A 14,598-nucleotide genomic window follows, 5' to 3' on the forward strand; every position below is an offset into this window, starting at 1 on the left:
GGGAGGAGCGACGACAGCCCCGTCGCCCCTCCCGCGGACAAGCAAGTTTAGCTCGCGAGGATGGGCGCCGCCACCTGCTTCTTGCGGGACAGCACGCCGGGCATCCAGTTGCCGCCCTCGGTGCACTCGATATCGAACACGCGATTCACGCGAGCAGCATCGCCCTCCACGATGAACTGGCTTCCCTCGGCCAGAATATCGGTGACCAGCAGCAGGGCGAACTCATAGCCGTTGTCCTCCACAAGCTTCTTCATGTGCTCGCGAATCTCGGCCTCGCGGCCCATGACACAGGGCAGGTCCACCGTCTCGCGCTGGGCGATGAGCACGGTCACGTCGTCGTTGACCTTGAATTCCTTGGAATCGGCCTCCACCAACTTGGCGATGGGCATCTTGTCCTCGCCGCCGCGGGTACGGAAAATTTCCATACCGAACTCCACCGCATCGAGTCCGAGCTTGTCGGCCAGGAACTTCACCTGGTCGATGTCGACCTGGGTGCAGGTGGGCGACTTCATGATAACCGTGTCGGTGAGGATGGCCGACAGGAGCATCTGGGCGATGGAGTCGGGCAGGTCGATGCCGGTCTGGCGGAACTGCAGCGTAACGATGGTGGCGGTACTTCCGATGGGCAGATTCAGGAAGAGAATGGGGTTGGCCGTAGTCACATCGGCAATGCGATGGTGGTCGATGATCTCCACTACTTCGGCGTTCTCGATACCGGGGGCCGCCTGGGCCACCTCGTTGTGATCCACCAGAATGACCTTCTGCACCACGGTCTCGCCATCGCGCTCGACGGGGTTCACGCTGTCGATGAGCACAGGCTCGGGGATGTTGTTGCGCTCGAGGAGCCAGGCGCTTTCCACGGGCAGCGGGCCCAGGCGGGCGGGCACGTATTCCACGGCCTCGGCTTCGCCGTCGCGGGCGGCCAGGGCGTTCTTCAGATGCGCATACCCCACAGCGGCGGAAATGGAGTCGTTGTCGGGATTGCGATGGCCCACGACGAGAATCTTGGCGGTCATGAGTTCCCCTTTCTCGGTTCTGTTCTTCGCCATTTTACGGTTTTGAAGCAGTATACCCCTCCCACCGCCGAAAAACGATGGGCTATGATAGCGTTCCTCGATGAATGCAGAAGCTCGGGTGGTCGCAGTAGCATGCCGCGCGGCCCGAGCAGCTGAACGCACGCGGACAATCGGCGGAAAAGCCGTCGCGAAAGGAGAAGGCATGAAAACCTACGGCCTGCGGGACATTATCGGCCCCATTATGGTGGGCCCTTCCAGCTCTCACACAGCCGGCGCTCTTCGCATCGCGTCCACGGCGCGCACGCTGTTCGGCGAGCAACCCGAGCGCGTCGTCCTGACCCTGTACGGCTCTTTCGCGGCCACGGGCAGCGGGCACGGCACCGACAAGGCGCTCGTGGCGGGCATCTTGGGCCTTGAGACCGACGATCCGCAGGTAGCACAGTCCTTTGCCCTGGCCGAAGAGGCTGGCGTGGCGGTGGATATCGTGTGGGACGCCTCCACCGATGTGGCGCACCCCAACACCGTCGACATCCGCTGCGAGGGCGCCGGCCGCACGCTGGAAATGCGCGGAGTGTCCATTGGCGGCGGCGCGGCGGTCATCCGGCGCATCAACGGCATCGATGTGGACATCACCGGCGAGCACACCAGCGTCGTGGTGCACCAGCACGATGCGCGCGGCGTGCTGGCCCACATCGCCAGCGTGCTGGCCGCCAACGACATCAACATCGCGAACGCGAATTTGCACCGTACCGCCAAGCGCGGGGACGCCTACACCGTCATGGAAACCGATAGCGACGTGAGCGCCACCGTTCGCGACGAGCTTTTGGATCATCCCTCCATCATCAACGCCCGCGTGGTGCACGCCTCCGCCGCCGGCGACGGCGAGGAAGTGCCCGTGCCCGATGACGCGGAAGCCGTCTTCGCCCGCTGGGACTATGCCTCCGGCGAGGAGCTTTTGGCCCTGTGCGAACGCGAGGGCGTGACCATCGCCCAGGCCTTCCGCGCCCGCGAGGAGGCGCTGTGCGCCAAGCAGGGCGTGGTGCCAAGCATCGACGCTTACCTGGACCGCGTGCTCGAGGTGATGGGCCAGGCGGCTACCGAGCCTTTGGACAACCCGCAGCCCTCGGTGGGCGGTCTTATCGGCGGCGAGGCGGCGAAGCTGCGCGCGAGCCTGGAAGGCGCAGACGGGCAGCAGCGTCTCGTGGACCCGCTTGCGGCCCGGGCGGCCCAGTACGCGCTCGCCACCCTGGAGACCAACGGGCGTATGGGCGTCATCGTGGCCACTCCCACCGCGGGCTCGGCCGGCGTGCTGCCCGGCGTGCTTTTGGCCCTGCGCGATGAACGCGGCTTCACCCACGACGAGCTGCGCGAGGGCATCCTCACCGCCGCCGGCCTCGGCTACCTCATCGCCCGCAACGCCAGCGTGTCGGGCGCCGAGGGCGGCTGCCAGGCCGAGGTGGGCAGCGCGGCGGCCATGGCGGCTGCGGCGGCCGTGGCCCTGGCCGGCGGCACACCCGATCGGTGCCTCGCAGCGGGCGCGAACGTGATGATGTCGCTGCTGGGACTCGTGTGCGATCCGGTAGGCGGCCTGGTGGAGGTGCCCTGCCAGAAGCGCAACGCCACGGCAGCCTCGGTCGCCCTCGTAAGCGCCCAGATCGCGCTGGCTGGCGTGGAGAACCTCATCAGCTTCGACGAGGCCGTGGCCGTCATGGACGAAGTGGGCCGGGGCCTGCCCCCCGAGCTACGCGAAACCGCCCTCGGCGGCATCGCCAAAGCGCCCTCGGCCTGCCGCTACTGCGCAGGGTGTTAGAAGACCATCGCAGGCCGCTGCCGCACATATTCGCGACCTTCGGGGCGCTCCCGGCCAGGAGTGCCCTTTTTTCATGGCCAGAATTCTTCCATAAGGAAAGGGCCCCTCCCCTTCCGAATTGCATCGCGGCGCCCCTTGCGAGGAGTGCCTTTTCGCTGGAATGAGTTCTTCTACAAGGCCATTCTCCCTTCCCATAAGTGCTACCATGTTGGTCAAGGTTTTCACCAGAAGGAGAGGAGATATCTATGACCTTTGCACAGAAGCGACTTTCCGTTGTGGCTATAGCCACAACCCTCGTGCTTGCCCTAGCACTAGGCGGCCTGGCCGGCGGCTTTGCCCCCGAGCAAGCCTTCGCCGACGAGCCCGCAGCCGACCAGGCGGCTGCCAAGACCTACACCATTAAGTACAAGGGCGTATCCGGCGCCAAGAACACCAACCCGACCCAGGTGGAGAAGGGCAAGCTGAAGCTGAAGAAGCCGAGCAAGACCGGTTACACCTTCAAGGGCTGGTACCAGGGCAAGAAGAAGATCACCATCGTCAACGTGAAGAAGAACCTCACGCTGACCGCCAAGTGGAAGGCCAAGACCTACAAGATCACCTACAAGAACGTGAAGGGCACCAACAAGAACGCCAAGAAGTTCACCTATGGCAAGGACGTGAAGCTGAAGAAGCTCTCCAAGAGCGGCTACACCTTCAAGGGCTGGTATTCGGACAAGTACCTGACCAAGAAGGTGTCGAAGGTGGGCGGCAAGACCGCGAAGAACATCACCGTGTACGCCAAGTGGGTACAGAAGCCGAGAAACGCTGCCGAGAAGCGGGGTATCAAACAGGCAAAAACGGAAGTTAAGAAGCTCAACAACCAGGGCGCGACCATGATGTCGAATACCCTCTTCTCCGAGACCGGCGTGTGGATTGATCCGACCGGCAAGAAGATCGGATGCTCCGCTAAGCTTCTCAAGAAGGCGTCGACCTATCCGACCAAGACCACCAATTTCATCGTGAAGAACTGTGGTATCAACTGGTACACGCAGGCTCTGATGACCGCTAACTACTGCGCGGGACTCGCCGACTACGGCTTTGAAGCAAGCGATATCCGCGAGGTAACACGCGACGTTCTCAAGGAGTTCGGCTTCACTAAGGGCGAGATCAACTACGCCCTGAAGAACATGAAGATCTAACGCGCATCTTCCCCTCGCATCAAGGGCGGGCCCGGCGCACACAGCGACCGGGCCTGCTTTCTTTTCTCGCCCAAAACGAAGTCCCCGGATGCAGGGAGGGATGCATCCGGGGACTGTCGCGCGAACGCGGGAATGTCGGCCAAGCCTTTAGGCGATGCCCTCTTCAGCCGCCACGTTCTGGCCGGCGATGCGGCCGAAGGTGAGCACGTCGGCCATGGAGGAGCCGCTGCCCATGTACCATCCGTAGATGGTACCGGCGTTGCGGCCCGCGGCATACAGGCCGGGAATGACATTGCCCTCAAGGTCGATGACGTGGGCATCAGTGTCGATCTTCAGGCCGCCGCAGCTGGCAGTGTACATGGTGTCGGAACCGGCGTAGTACACCACGAACGGCGCCTTCTCCAGAGCGGTCAGGTACTTCGCGGCCTTGCCGAACTCGCGGTCCTCGCCCTGGGCGGCCGAGACGTTGTAGAAGTCCACCGTGCTCTTCAGCACATCGACGTTCACCCCTGTCAGCTGCGCCGCCTCCTCGATGGAACCCACCTCGCCGAGCGGCTCGCCGAAGCGCTGGCCCAGCTCCACCTCCTCGGTGTAGGGCTTCTCGATGATGAGGTAGCAGTCGCTCGTGGGCGCCTGAATGGTGGCCTTGCCCACGTAGGCGTTGTACTCGTCCTCGGCCACAATGCGATGGCCGTTGGCGTCGACGATGATGCAGTGCGCCGCCGCATCGCCCAGGGTGGAGACCGTCGTGCCGATCTGGAAGCAGCCCATGCCGTGGGTGTCGGCGCCGATGGCCTGGCCCATCAGGATGCCCGAGCCGTTCTCGTTGCCGGCAGCCGTAATCTGGGGCCCGCGACGGTTCGTATAGGGGTAGTAGGCATTCAGCATCTCGTCGTTGTTGCCGAAGCCGCCGGCCGTGAGCACCACGCCCTTGCGCGCCTTGATGGCCACTTCCCCGTCCTTGGTCTCGGCGATGATGCCGATGACGCGCCCGCTCTCATCAGTGATAAGACGACGACCTGGCGCCTCAGTCATCACTTCCACGCCCTCGGCCTCCACTGTGGAGGACAGAGCGGCGAAGATGTCGGCGCCCGAGGAAGAGGGCTGGGGCATATGCCCGCGTGGCACCGGCATGGCTACCTTGGCGAACTCGCGCGCCTGCTCGTTGCCGCTGTAGCCCAGGCTGAAGCCGGCGTTGTAGCCGCCTAGATGATGCTCGGTGTCCACGTTACCGCTTGCGAAATCCATGCCGCACTCCACACACCAGTCGTACAGCTCGGGAGACTTGTCGGCCAGCACGCGGATGGCGTCCTTGTTCGCGTTCTCGCCGGCAGCGGCCACAAGGTAGTTGTAGAAGTTCTCGGTGTCGTCCTTCAGCCCGAACTGCTCCTGCAGCTTCGTGCCGCCCATCATGATGAAGCCGCCGCAGGCCACGGTGGAGCCGCCAGGGTTGGAAAGCTCCTCCAGCAGCACTACCTGGGCGCCCGCGCGGGCAGCCTCGATAGCGGCCGCCGATCCCGCACCGCCGAAGCCAACGACCACGACGTCGGTCTCCTTGTTCCACTCGATATCAGCCGTCGCACCGGTCGTCGCCAGATCGGCTTCGGCCTGAGGCGCCTGGGGCGCGCAGCCCGCAAGCCCCGCGCCAGCCGCTACTGCAGCGGCCGCGCCGAACCCCAGAAACGAACGACGAGAGATGTTCTCCTTCATATTTCCCTCCTGAAAAACATGATTCGTTTTCTTTCGGGCAACGCCTTTGCGCCGCCCGATCTCATTGTATGGAGGAGCGTTCATCATGTATATTTGAATGTGCCTTAGCACCCTATGGTGTTTTCACAGGGCATCGGGGAGGAACCATGAACGAGAATCAGATGCAATCATTCGCGGCGGCCGTAGAGCAGGGCTCTATGTCCAAGGCGGCGCGGGACCAGTTCCTGACGGTGCCGTCGCTCGTGCACCGCATCAACACGCTCGAAGCCGAGCTGGGTTACCGCGTGCTCGACCGCGGCCAGCAGGGCGTCACCCCCACACCGGAGGGCGAGCGCCTCTACCGCGCTGTCAAGCAGGCGCTGTCCATCCTCGCCGCTGCAAAGGCTGAACCGCACCCCGCAGACGAAGGGTCCCACGCTATCTCAGTTGGCATATGGTGGCGCATTCCTCCCCATTTCCTCAATGCGATCGAGGAGATCGACCTGCGCGAGCGAGGCATCTATCTCGATTACGTCTCTATGAACTTCAACGAGGCCGCCGAGGGGTTCGACCGCCATGTCATCGACTTGTACCTCTCGACGCGGTCACGCGAACTAGAAGAGCGGGGGCTGCGCTACGTGCCAATGACCACTGCGACCTACCAGTGCGTCTTCGCACCCGATTCGCCGCTGGCGCAGCGGGGGTGTCTGACCGCAGCCGACCTGCGGGACATCACCGTGTATGCCGGCGCCGACTACCGCGACATGCCGGATCTGGCGGTGAGCGCCGATGCGCAGGAGCTGTTCGCCATGGACAACGTGGTGAAAGAGTCCATTTTCAGCGAGAAGCTCATCCAAGACTGTGCCCAGGGTACCGCCGTCGCCTTCTTTCCCCGCATCGGGCTAGCCAACGAGCTCGCCCACGCTTCAGCGCTCGGAAAGCTCGACAGCCGGCCCATGGCGTGGCCCGCCGTGAGCACCGGAGCCTACCTGGCAGACAATGCGTCCTTGGAAGCCGTGCAGCTCGTCGAAGACGTAGCCCGTATTTGCCGGAAAGCCTAGCCGCGCAGGCCGGGCACGCCAACATCCGAGAGAGACGTCGCCCGCCCTAGCCGATCTTCACGATGGGGGCGTAGTCTTTCAGGAGCTTCTTGGTCTGGCCCGTCTTGGCGAACTTGATGTGCAGGGTGTCGCCGTCCACCTTCACCACGGTACCGCGGCCGAAGGTCTTGTGATCCACGGTGTCACCCGCGGCGAAGGTGGCCCGGGCGGCGGCCTTCTTGCCCGCATTCGGGTTCACGCCCGCGCCGACGCGGCCCGCACCCGCCCCGGCTCCGACGCCGCTGCGCGACCGGCCGCCGGCACTGGCCGCGGCGCGCCCGCTGCCCGTGGCTGCGCGGTACTCGGCAAACGAACGGCCCTGGGAGCCCGACGCGCTCGAGCGGCCGAACACGCGGCCCTCCCCCGCCTCGGTGCCCGAGCCGGCGATGCCCCGGCGGCTTCCCCGCTTCTCCCAGCCCGTCCCCGCGAAGCCGGCCGAGCCCAAACCGGTCGTCTGGCGCAGCTCGCTCGGAATCTCGCCGATAAAGCGCGACACGGGGTTCGCGTGGGTCTGGCCGAAGATCTGACGCTGCTGGGCGCAGGTGAGGTAGAGCTTCTTGCGAGCGCGGGTGATGGCCACGTAGGCCAGCCGGCGCTCCTCCTCCACCGCGGCGGCGTCCATGGTGGAGTTCGAGTGCGGGAACAGCGTCTCCTCCATGCCGGCCACCCACACGCAGTCGAACTCCAGGCCCTTGGAGGAGTGCACGGTCATAAGCGTGACGGCCTGGCCGTCCTCGGTCACCGTGTCAAGGTCGGTGCGCAGGCGCACCCATTCGATGAAGTCGGCCAGCGAGTCGCCGCGCAGCACGCGCACCGGCTCGACCGTAGGATCGCCCGCGACCGTGGGGGCGGCGAAGTCGGCGTCTTCCACATCGTGGGTCTCCATGAACTCGTCCACAACACCCAGAAACTCCTGGATGTTCTCCACGCGCCCGCGAGCCTCGTCGGTGCCCTCGTTCTGCAGCGCCTCGATAAGCCCCGCGTCGTCGATGATACGCTCGATCACCTTGCGCAGGTCGCCCTCGTAGCTGGCACCGTTCTTGAGCACCTGCACGAACTCGCCCACCGCGCGCCGCGTGGCCGGGCGGATGTCCTCGTCCACGATGGCCAGCTCGGCGGCCGTGAGGAAGGGCATGTTCAGCTCGCGGCCGAACTGGTCGATGCGCTCGATGGTGGCCTTGCCGATGCCGCGCTTCGGCACGTTGATGACGCGCTTGGCGGCGATGTCGTCGGCCGGGTTCACCACCAACGTGAGGTAGGCCATCACGTCGCGAATCTCGGCGCGGTCGAAGAAGCGCGTGCCGCCGACGATGCGATAGGGCACGCCGGCGCGCAGCAGCATGTCTTCCAGCATGCGCGACTGGGCGTTGGTGCGGTAGAACACGGCCATGTTGTTGTAGGAGACGCCCTCGCCGCGGCGCTTCTCTATCTCGCCGGCGATCCAGCGGCCCTCGTCGCGCTCGTCGCTGGCCAGATACACCGAGATCTTGTCGCCGTCGCCGGCCGCCGTGAACAGGCGCTTCTCCTTACGCTGGCGGTTGTTGGCGATGACGGCGTTGGCCGCGGCTAGGATGTTGCCCACGCTGCGGTAGTTCTGCTCCAGCTTCACCACCCGCGCCTCGGGATAATCGCTCTCGAACTCCAGGATGTTGCGCAGATCGGCGCCGCGCCACGAGTAGATAGACTGGTCGTCGTCGCCCACCACCATGATGTTGCGGTGCCCCGCCGCCAGCAGTTGGGTGATGGCGTACTGGGCACGGTTGGTGTCCTGGTACTCGTCCACCATGATGTAGCGGAAGCGGCCCTGGTAGGCGCGGCGCACGTCCTCGTGCTGCTTGAGCAGCAAGTAGGCGTACAGCAGCAGATCGTCGAAGTCGAAGGCATTGGCGGCGCGCAGGCGCTCCTGCAGGCGCGTGTACACCCGGGCGGCCTGGCGCCCCACCGGGTCGGTGGCTGCGCTCTCGAAGTCGGCCGGCACCATAAGGTCGTTTTTCGCCTGGGAGATGCGGTTCATCAGCTGGTTCACGGGGAAGCGCTTCGGGTCGATGTCCAGCTCGGCCATGATGTCCTTGTACAGGCGCTTCATATCGTCGGTGTCGTAGATGGTGAAGTTCTTCGTGAAGCCGATCCGCTCGGCATCGGCGCGCAGGATGCGCACGCACATGGAGTGGAAGGTGGACACCCACATACCGCGGGCGCGGCCGCCCACAAGCTGGCCCAAACGCTCGCGCATCTCGGCGGCGGCCTTGTTGGTGAAGGTGATGGCCAAGATCTCCCACGGCGCGGCCAGATCCCGATCGAGGATGTTCGCGATGCGATAGGTGAGCACGCGGGTCTTGCCGCTTCCGGCGCCGGCCAGCACCAGCAGCGGGCCTTCGGTGGTGACGACCGCCTCGCGCTGGGGGCCGTTCAGAGTGTCGATATCGATGGGCACGGTTGCTTCCTTCGCCATGGGGTGGAACGTTCGCGGAGTTCGCTGCTCGCACGACGCCGAGCCAGGCGGCCCGGACGGCGAGCATGAAAAGAGCCGCCCGAGAGCGGCTCTTCTATTCTATCCTGTGCGCGGCGCTTTGGCCCCAAAGGCCACGAAGGCTTCACCACCTGTTCGATAAACGAGCAGCCAGCGGGGCGAACGAGGGTGCAAAGGCGCTAGGCCCCGGTGGAGTCCTGCACAGCTTCGGGGGCGTTCCCCGTGCCCTTCTCGCGCGATGCGGCGGCCTCGTTGATGATACCGGCGTCGCCGAACCAGGAATCGTGCAGGGCGTCGTAGGAGCCGTCGGCGCGCAGGGCGGCCAGGGCCTCGTTCACCGTCGCGAGGAGCGTCTCGTTGCCGGCGGCCATCTTCGCGGCCACGTCCTCGGGGCGGCCGGGGGTGATGTTCTGGTCGGCGTCCTTGTGGTTCACGGCCTTGGCGAACTGCACGTCCAGGCCGGCGCGCTCGCCCACCAGCCGGAGCAGTTTCACGATGAAGCCGATCTGGTTCGTGCTAGTGGCCTGCTCATAGGGCTCGCTGTTGAGCGCCGAGGCCACCACGAGCACGCCGGGCTCGGCCGTGGCAGCTCCCTCGGCCGGCTCCTCAGCACCGGATCCCGCCGAGGCGGCATCATCCCCCGAGGGCGAATTTCAACGAAAGCGGAGCAGTTTCCCCAACAATTCCCCACTGCTCGCCCGCGCGGGGCCCCTTCGCGGCCCGACGCCCTACCATGGAGGCGAAAGGGACCGGCGCGCCCGAGCGGGAAGACGCCGAGGCCGACGCCGCGAGCCAGCGCGCTTTCGCCCCATGCCATTGTTGAGAGAGGATCCCCCCATGAGCGACCACAAAGCCCGAGAACTAGAGCACGACACGGCCCCCAAACACCGCGAGCGCAAAGAGACCTTCGCCGAGCGCGACCCCTTGGCCGCAGAGGAGCCCGACGTGCTGGAGTCGTCGGCCGACGATCCGGAATTTCCCGCCATGCAGGAGTTCGAGGTGGACGAGGGTGGCCCCAAGGCGAACACGCGCAAGCATCCCGGGCTCATCTGGGCGATCATCGCCATCGTGGCCGTCATCGCGCTCTGCATCGCCTTCGCCGCCACCGGCGACTGGATGAGCCCCACCCAAGCCGAGAAGGTGCAGCAGACCGCGTTCGAGGAGCAGACCGTCCCCGAAGATTTAGGAGCCGGAGAGAACCCCGAGGCAGCCTAAGCCACTACGACGAAAGACTCTTCCTCCACGACCACCTCGGTTTGGCGCTGAGCATCCAGACGGCGATTGCGGAAGTAGACGAGCCAGTTGGCGGCAATGCACACCACGTTGATGAAGTAGACGATCAGCACCCAGTTCAGATTGCCGGAAACGAACTTGGCCGCGATGCCGGCGAAGTAGCCGGCGGTGATCAGCGCGATGAACTGCCAGCTGGTGCCAGCCGCTGTGCCGGCCCGGTAGTTCTTATACGCGTTCAACGGCCATGACAGACCGAAGCAGATGAGCATAACGGCCTCGAGCAATTCCGCCATAAAATCGATCGCTTCCCTTGCAAATCGTCCTACGTTCCGTGCGTTTGTCGATTCTAGAACACCCTGACCGTGCGTCAACCTTTTTAGCGGCATGGCGCCATCCGTTACCCGTCCGCCACGGCACACCCACAGAATCGGCAAACTGCGGGCAATGCCGCGAGGCGGCTGCCTTCTATACGCGCTCTTGCGGCCACGGCTTTTCCCGCGCTAGTCTCGAAACCCGCCCCCGCTCGCCCGGGCCGGCCCGATCCTACCCGCGCCCACTCGCCTCGCGCTCGGAGCTTCATCGGCTCCGCGCCCCCATCGCCCTCGCATCGGCCTCCTCGGCCGTGGTATGCTGCCGGCTATGGAAAAACTCTACGACATGCACTGCCATGTGGGATTTGCGCCCGACCCCAAGGCCGCTGCGGCCGCAGGGGCCAAAGCGGGCATCGCCGCGCTCTCGTGCACGGTGTCTCCGGCAGAATACGAGCGACTGAGCCCTGCTTTGGCCGAAGTGCCGAACGTCGATACGGCGCTCGGCGCGCATCCCTGGTGGATCAACGACGGGCGCATGGGCGGCGCCGAGCTGGAGCGTTTCTGCGCTCTGGCCCCGGCAACGCGCTTTATCGGGGAGATCGGGCTCGACTTCGCCGGGCCGCGCGATACCGATGAGAGCCGCCGTGCGCAGATCGCGGCGCTAGATTGCATCCTGAGCGCCTGCGATGCAGCACCCGCAGCGGCGGAAACCGCGGGCAAGCTCATTTCGGTACACGCGGTAAACGCCGCTGCCGCCGCGCTCGATCTGCTCGAAGAGCACGGGACGACAGACCGCCACACGGTGATCTTCCACTGGTTCTCGGGCACCTCCGACGACCTGACCCGCGCACTGGCCGACGGCTGCTACTTCTCCGCAGGCCCCCGCATGCTGGTATCGCGACGCGGACGCGAGTACGCCCGGCAGATTCCCCTCGATCGCCTGCTGCTGGAAACCGACATGCCCTCCCGCGCGGGAGAAGCGCTTCCCGCCAACGTCTGGCACGCCGAGCTGGGCAATGCGCTTTCCGGCATTGCCCAGCTGAAAGCCATCGACCGCGACCTTCTCACCGAGCGCCTGGCCACGACGAGCGCCGCCCTCTTAGGTACCGAGCGAGCGCCGCGGCCCCGCTAGCCAACGAGCCCCCGCCCCGCTTAGGCGGCCTCGCGCTATAATGGCCCCATGAACAAGAAGCCGAAGAAACAGCGCTTGGACGACCTGCTCGTCGAGCAGGGCGCGTTCCCCGACCGCGACGCAGCGCTGCGCGCTGTCATGGCCCGCGAGGTGCGGGTAGACGACGTGTACGTTGCAAGCGCCGCCCAACTCGTGCGACCCGATGCGGATATCTTCCTGAAGGGCCGCAAGCAGTTCGTGTCGCGCGGCGGCAGGAAGCTGCAGGGAGCGCTCGATGCCTTCAGCCAGGACGTCGCCGGCATGAACTGCCTGGACATCGGCTCGTCCACTGGCGGCTTCACCGACTGCCTTCTGCAAGCGGGAGCTGCGCGCGTGGCGGCGCTCGACGTAAACTACGGGCAGCTGGCCTGGAAGATTCGCCAGGATGCGCGTGTGGACGTGTTCGAGCGCACGAACATCAAAGAAGCCGACCCCGCTCTCCTCGGCGCCCCCTTCGATCTCATCGTCATCGACGTCTCTTTCATCGGCCTTGCCTCCCTCGCTCCGCTCTTCCCGCACTTCAGTCGCCCGGGCACCGTGTTCATCGGCCTTGTGAAGCCCCAGTTCGAATCGGCCCACGACGAGACCGATCGCGGAGTTGTTCGCGACGAAGCCGTTCGGCGGCGCACCGTGGAGGAGGTGGGCGCCGCGCTGGCCGACGCGGGCTTCGGCGTCACAGGTACCATCGAATCGCCCATCACCGGCCCCGAGGGCAACGTGGAATACCTCGTTCGCGCCGTATTCCGCAAATAGAACACCGCTTGGCCGCTGATTCCAACAGCAGGTCAACAGCTTGCTCCCCCGCGAAAAACACTCGCGCCGCTGCGCGAAATCGCTCCCTCGACGCGCGTAATCTCTCCTTGTTGGCAATGGCGCCGGAACCCGCATGCGCGTTCGTTTCGGCAGATTATCTAGGAGAGGAGCGATCATGGGCACATCTCAGTCGACGCTGGCGTCCAGCTCGCCTTCGAAGAGCAGCGGTCCTGCGAGCGCACCGAAGGCAGCATCCCCCGCGCGTACGCTCGGATTCTTCGGCTTCTTCGCCATCACTGCGTCCATGGTGATGACCGTCTACGCATACCCGAACTTCGCGTCTTCGGGCATGCACCTTATTTTCTTCCTGATCTTGGGAGGCGTTTTCTGGTTCTTGCCCGTGGCCCTGTGCGCAGCGGAGATGGCCACGGTAAAGAGCTGGGAGAACGGAGGCATCTTCGCCTGGGTGGGAAACACCCTGGGCAAGCGCTGGGGCTTTGCGGCCCTGTTCTACCAGTGGTTCCAGATCACCGTGGGCTTTGTCACCATGGCCTTCTTCGTGCTGGCGGCCATCTCCTACATCGTGGGATGGGACGCTCTCTACAACAACCCCCTCGTCATGTTTATCGGCGTGGCCATCATCGTATGGGCGCTTACGCTGACGCAGCTCGGCGGCACGAAGCTGACGGCCCGCATCGCCAAGATCGGCTTCTTCGGCGGCGTGCTCGTCCCTGCCGCCGTCCTCATGCTGGGCCTTCTGGCCTACCTGGCCACGGGCGGCATCTCGCAGCTGAACCTGAGCCCGGGTTCCATCGTGCCCGACTTCACCCAAACCGGCACGCTCGTGATCTTCGCCTCGTTCATCCTGGCCTTCGCCGGCGTCGAGGCCTCGGCGTCCCATGTGAACGAGCTGAAGAATCCCGGCAAGATATATCCGCTGGTCATGATCGTGCTGTGCGTTCTCACCATCGTGCTTGACACCTTGGGAGGCATGGCCGTTGCCATGACGATTCCGCTCGATCAGCTCGAGGGCAACATGAGCGACGGCGTCATCGCCTCGTTCGCCGCCATTTTCGACGCTCACTTCCACATGGGCTGGCTCGTGTACGTGATCGCCTTCCTGCTGGCCGCCGGCGTGCTCGCCGAGATCTCCTCGTGGATCGTCGGCCCGTCTCGCGCCCTTCTGTCAACCGCCGACGAGGGCATCCTCCCGAAGTCCTTCGCCAAGACCAACAAAAACGGCGTGAGCGTGAAGACCGTGGTCATCCAGGGCATCATCGTCACCATCTGGGACGCGGTGCTTTGCGGCTCCATGGCGCTAGCCGGCGGCTCGAGCTCGTCGGTGTCCTACCTGACGGCCGTGGGCCTCACGGTGGTCATCTACCTCGTTGGCTACGTGCTGTTCTTCCTCGGCTACTTCAAGCTGGTGCTCAAGCACGCCGATCTGCCCCGCGTGTTCAACGTGTTCGGCGGAAAGGTGGGCAAGTGCATCGTCGCCGCCTGTGGTCTGGCGCTGACTCTGTTCGCTCTCGTGGTGTCGTTCTTCCCTTCCAGCGAGCTGTCGGCTGAGGCCAATGTGGTCTACGTAGTTACGCTGCTGGTGTGCTGGGCCGTCTCGGTGGCCATCCCGTTCGTCATCTACGGGCTGCGCCATCATTGGGACGGCACCGAAAAACCCACGCCGAAGCAGGTCGCGCCCAAGACCCCGACCTCGCCGAAGGCGCCCCACCCTGCAGGCTAGGCGCCCGTCTTCAAAGGCGCGGGCCGCAAGGCCCAAGCGCCCCCGCCCGGTCGCCCCTCTCTCAGCGATTCGCGGACAGTCCCGACCGACACGTCCGCCGCGCATAACCTCTATCCGCCCTCGACC

Annotated in this window: 12 protein-coding genes; 7 read left to right on the top strand and 5 right to left on the bottom strand. The window is 65.0% G+C overall.

Features of this window, described 5'->3' with window-relative positions:
* Positions 1 to 47: 47 nt before the first annotated feature.
* Positions 48 to 1,016 (bottom strand): manganese-dependent inorganic pyrophosphatase, encoded by a 969-nt coding sequence (locus tag C811_RS08985; RefSeq protein WP_016309242.1) that lies wholly within the window; start codon positions 1,014 to 1,016, stop codon positions 48 to 50.
* A 202-nt stretch (positions 1,017 to 1,218) separates the two neighbouring features.
* On the opposite strand from C811_RS08985, the gene sdaAA reads away from it, so the two are divergent.
* Both sdaAA and C811_RS08995 read left to right on the top strand, forming a co-directional pair.
* A complete protein-coding gene (gene sdaAA, locus C811_RS08990) occupies positions 1,219 to 2,826 on the top strand; it encodes an L-serine ammonia-lyase, iron-sulfur-dependent, subunit alpha (RefSeq protein WP_016309243.1) in 1,608 nt (535 codons plus the stop codon).
* 245 nt (positions 2,827 to 3,071) lie between these two features.
* Complete coding sequence (locus C811_RS08995) at positions 3,072 to 4,004, top strand: InlB B-repeat-containing protein (protein ID WP_016309244.1); 933 nt, start codon at positions 3,072 to 3,074, stop codon at positions 4,002 to 4,004.
* 147 nt (positions 4,005 to 4,151) lie between these two features.
* Here C811_RS08995 and C811_RS15760 read toward each other — a convergent pair whose 3' ends face one another.
* Positions 4,152 to 5,714 carry an FAD-dependent oxidoreductase gene (locus C811_RS15760; RefSeq protein WP_016309245.1) on the bottom strand — a complete coding sequence of 521 codons (1,563 nt, stop codon included), beginning with the start codon at positions 5,712 to 5,714 and terminating at the stop codon, positions 4,152 to 4,154.
* A gap of 146 nt (positions 5,715 to 5,860) precedes the next feature.
* Between C811_RS15760 and C811_RS09005 the strand changes: the two genes are divergently transcribed.
* The gene (locus C811_RS09005; protein WP_016309246.1) at positions 5,861 to 6,754 is read left to right on the top strand and encodes a LysR family transcriptional regulator; all 894 of its coding nucleotides are present in this window, start codon (positions 5,861 to 5,863) and stop codon (positions 6,752 to 6,754) included.
* Positions 6,755 to 6,800: 46 nt separating this feature from the next.
* Here the strand turns inward: C811_RS09005 and C811_RS09010 are convergent, their stop codons facing one another.
* Positions 6,801 to 9,227: an ATP-dependent helicase gene (locus tag C811_RS09010; protein ID WP_016309247.1), complete on the bottom strand. Its 2,427-nt coding sequence runs from the start codon at positions 9,225 to 9,227 to the stop codon at positions 6,801 to 6,803.
* 215 nt (positions 9,228 to 9,442) lie between these two features.
* Complete coding sequence (locus C811_RS09015; RefSeq protein ID WP_016309248.1) at positions 9,443 to 9,832, bottom strand: transporter substrate-binding domain-containing protein; 390 nt, start codon at positions 9,830 to 9,832, stop codon at positions 9,443 to 9,445.
* Between the two features lie 268 nt (positions 9,833 to 10,100).
* Between C811_RS09015 and C811_RS09020 the strand changes: the two genes are divergently transcribed.
* On the top strand, positions 10,101 to 10,478 hold the full coding sequence (locus C811_RS09020) for a hypothetical protein (RefSeq protein WP_016309249.1): 378 nt from the start codon (positions 10,101 to 10,103) through the stop codon (positions 10,476 to 10,478).
* On the opposite strand, the gene C811_RS09025 is transcribed toward C811_RS09020, so the two are convergent.
* Positions 10,475 to 10,789: a hypothetical protein gene (locus tag C811_RS09025; RefSeq protein WP_022926472.1), complete on the bottom strand. Its 315-nt coding sequence runs from the start codon at positions 10,787 to 10,789 to the stop codon at positions 10,475 to 10,477. The two genes, C811_RS09020 and C811_RS09025, sit on opposite strands and share 4 nt — an antisense overlap.
* Before the next feature lie 346 nt (positions 10,790 to 11,135).
* Here C811_RS09025 and C811_RS09030 point away from each other — a divergent pair, with 346 nt between their 5' ends.
* The 3 genes from C811_RS09030 (at position 11,136) to C811_RS09040 (ending at position 14,472) form a co-directional block, all read left to right on the top strand.
* Positions 11,136 to 11,939 carry a TatD family hydrolase gene (locus tag C811_RS09030; protein ID WP_016309251.1) on the top strand — a complete coding sequence of 268 codons (804 nt, stop codon included), beginning with the start codon at positions 11,136 to 11,138 and terminating at the stop codon, positions 11,937 to 11,939.
* Positions 11,940 to 11,987: 48 nt separating this feature from the next.
* Complete coding sequence (locus C811_RS09035; RefSeq protein ID WP_016309252.1) at positions 11,988 to 12,731, top strand: TlyA family RNA methyltransferase; 744 nt, start codon at positions 11,988 to 11,990, stop codon at positions 12,729 to 12,731.
* Positions 12,732 to 12,906: 175 nt separating this feature from the next.
* On the top strand, positions 12,907 to 14,472 hold the full coding sequence (locus tag C811_RS09040; RefSeq protein ID WP_016309253.1) for an amino acid permease: 1,566 nt from the start codon (positions 12,907 to 12,909) through the stop codon (positions 14,470 to 14,472).
* The last annotated feature ends 126 nt before the right edge of the window (positions 14,473 to 14,598 follow it).

Origin of the sequence: Adlercreutzia caecimuris B7 (genome assembly GCF_000403355.2) — a bacterium.
Lineage (GTDB): Bacteria > Actinomycetota > Coriobacteriia > Coriobacteriales > Eggerthellaceae > Adlercreutzia > Adlercreutzia caecimuris.

Excerpts from the sequence above, each read along its gene's own strand:
- C811_RS08985 (WP_016309242.1), bottom strand. The coding sequence starts at position 1,016 with ATGACCGCCAAGATTCTCGTCGTGGGCCATCGCAATCCCGACAACGAC.
- sdaAA (WP_016309243.1), top strand. The coding sequence starts at position 1,219 with ATGAAAACCTACGGCCTGCGGGACATTATCGGCCCCATTATGGTGGGC.
- C811_RS08995 (WP_016309244.1), top strand. The coding sequence starts at position 3,072 with ATGACCTTTGCACAGAAGCGACTTTCCGTTGTGGCTATAGCCACAACC.
- C811_RS15760 (WP_016309245.1), bottom strand. The coding sequence starts at position 5,714 with ATGAAGGAGAACATCTCTCGTCGTTCGTTTCTGGGGTTCGGCGCGGCC.
- C811_RS09005 (WP_016309246.1), top strand. The coding sequence starts at position 5,861 with ATGAACGAGAATCAGATGCAATCATTCGCGGCGGCCGTAGAGCAGGGC.
- C811_RS09020 (WP_016309249.1), top strand. The coding sequence starts at position 10,101 with ATGAGCGACCACAAAGCCCGAGAACTAGAGCACGACACGGCCCCCAAA.
- C811_RS09025 (WP_022926472.1), bottom strand. The coding sequence starts at position 10,789 with ATGGCGGAATTGCTCGAGGCCGTTATGCTCATCTGCTTCGGTCTGTCA.
- C811_RS09030 (WP_016309251.1), top strand. The coding sequence starts at position 11,136 with ATGGAAAAACTCTACGACATGCACTGCCATGTGGGATTTGCGCCCGAC.
- C811_RS09035 (WP_016309252.1), top strand. The coding sequence starts at position 11,988 with ATGAACAAGAAGCCGAAGAAACAGCGCTTGGACGACCTGCTCGTCGAG.
- C811_RS09040 (WP_016309253.1), top strand. The coding sequence starts at position 12,907 with ATGGGCACATCTCAGTCGACGCTGGCGTCCAGCTCGCCTTCGAAGAGC.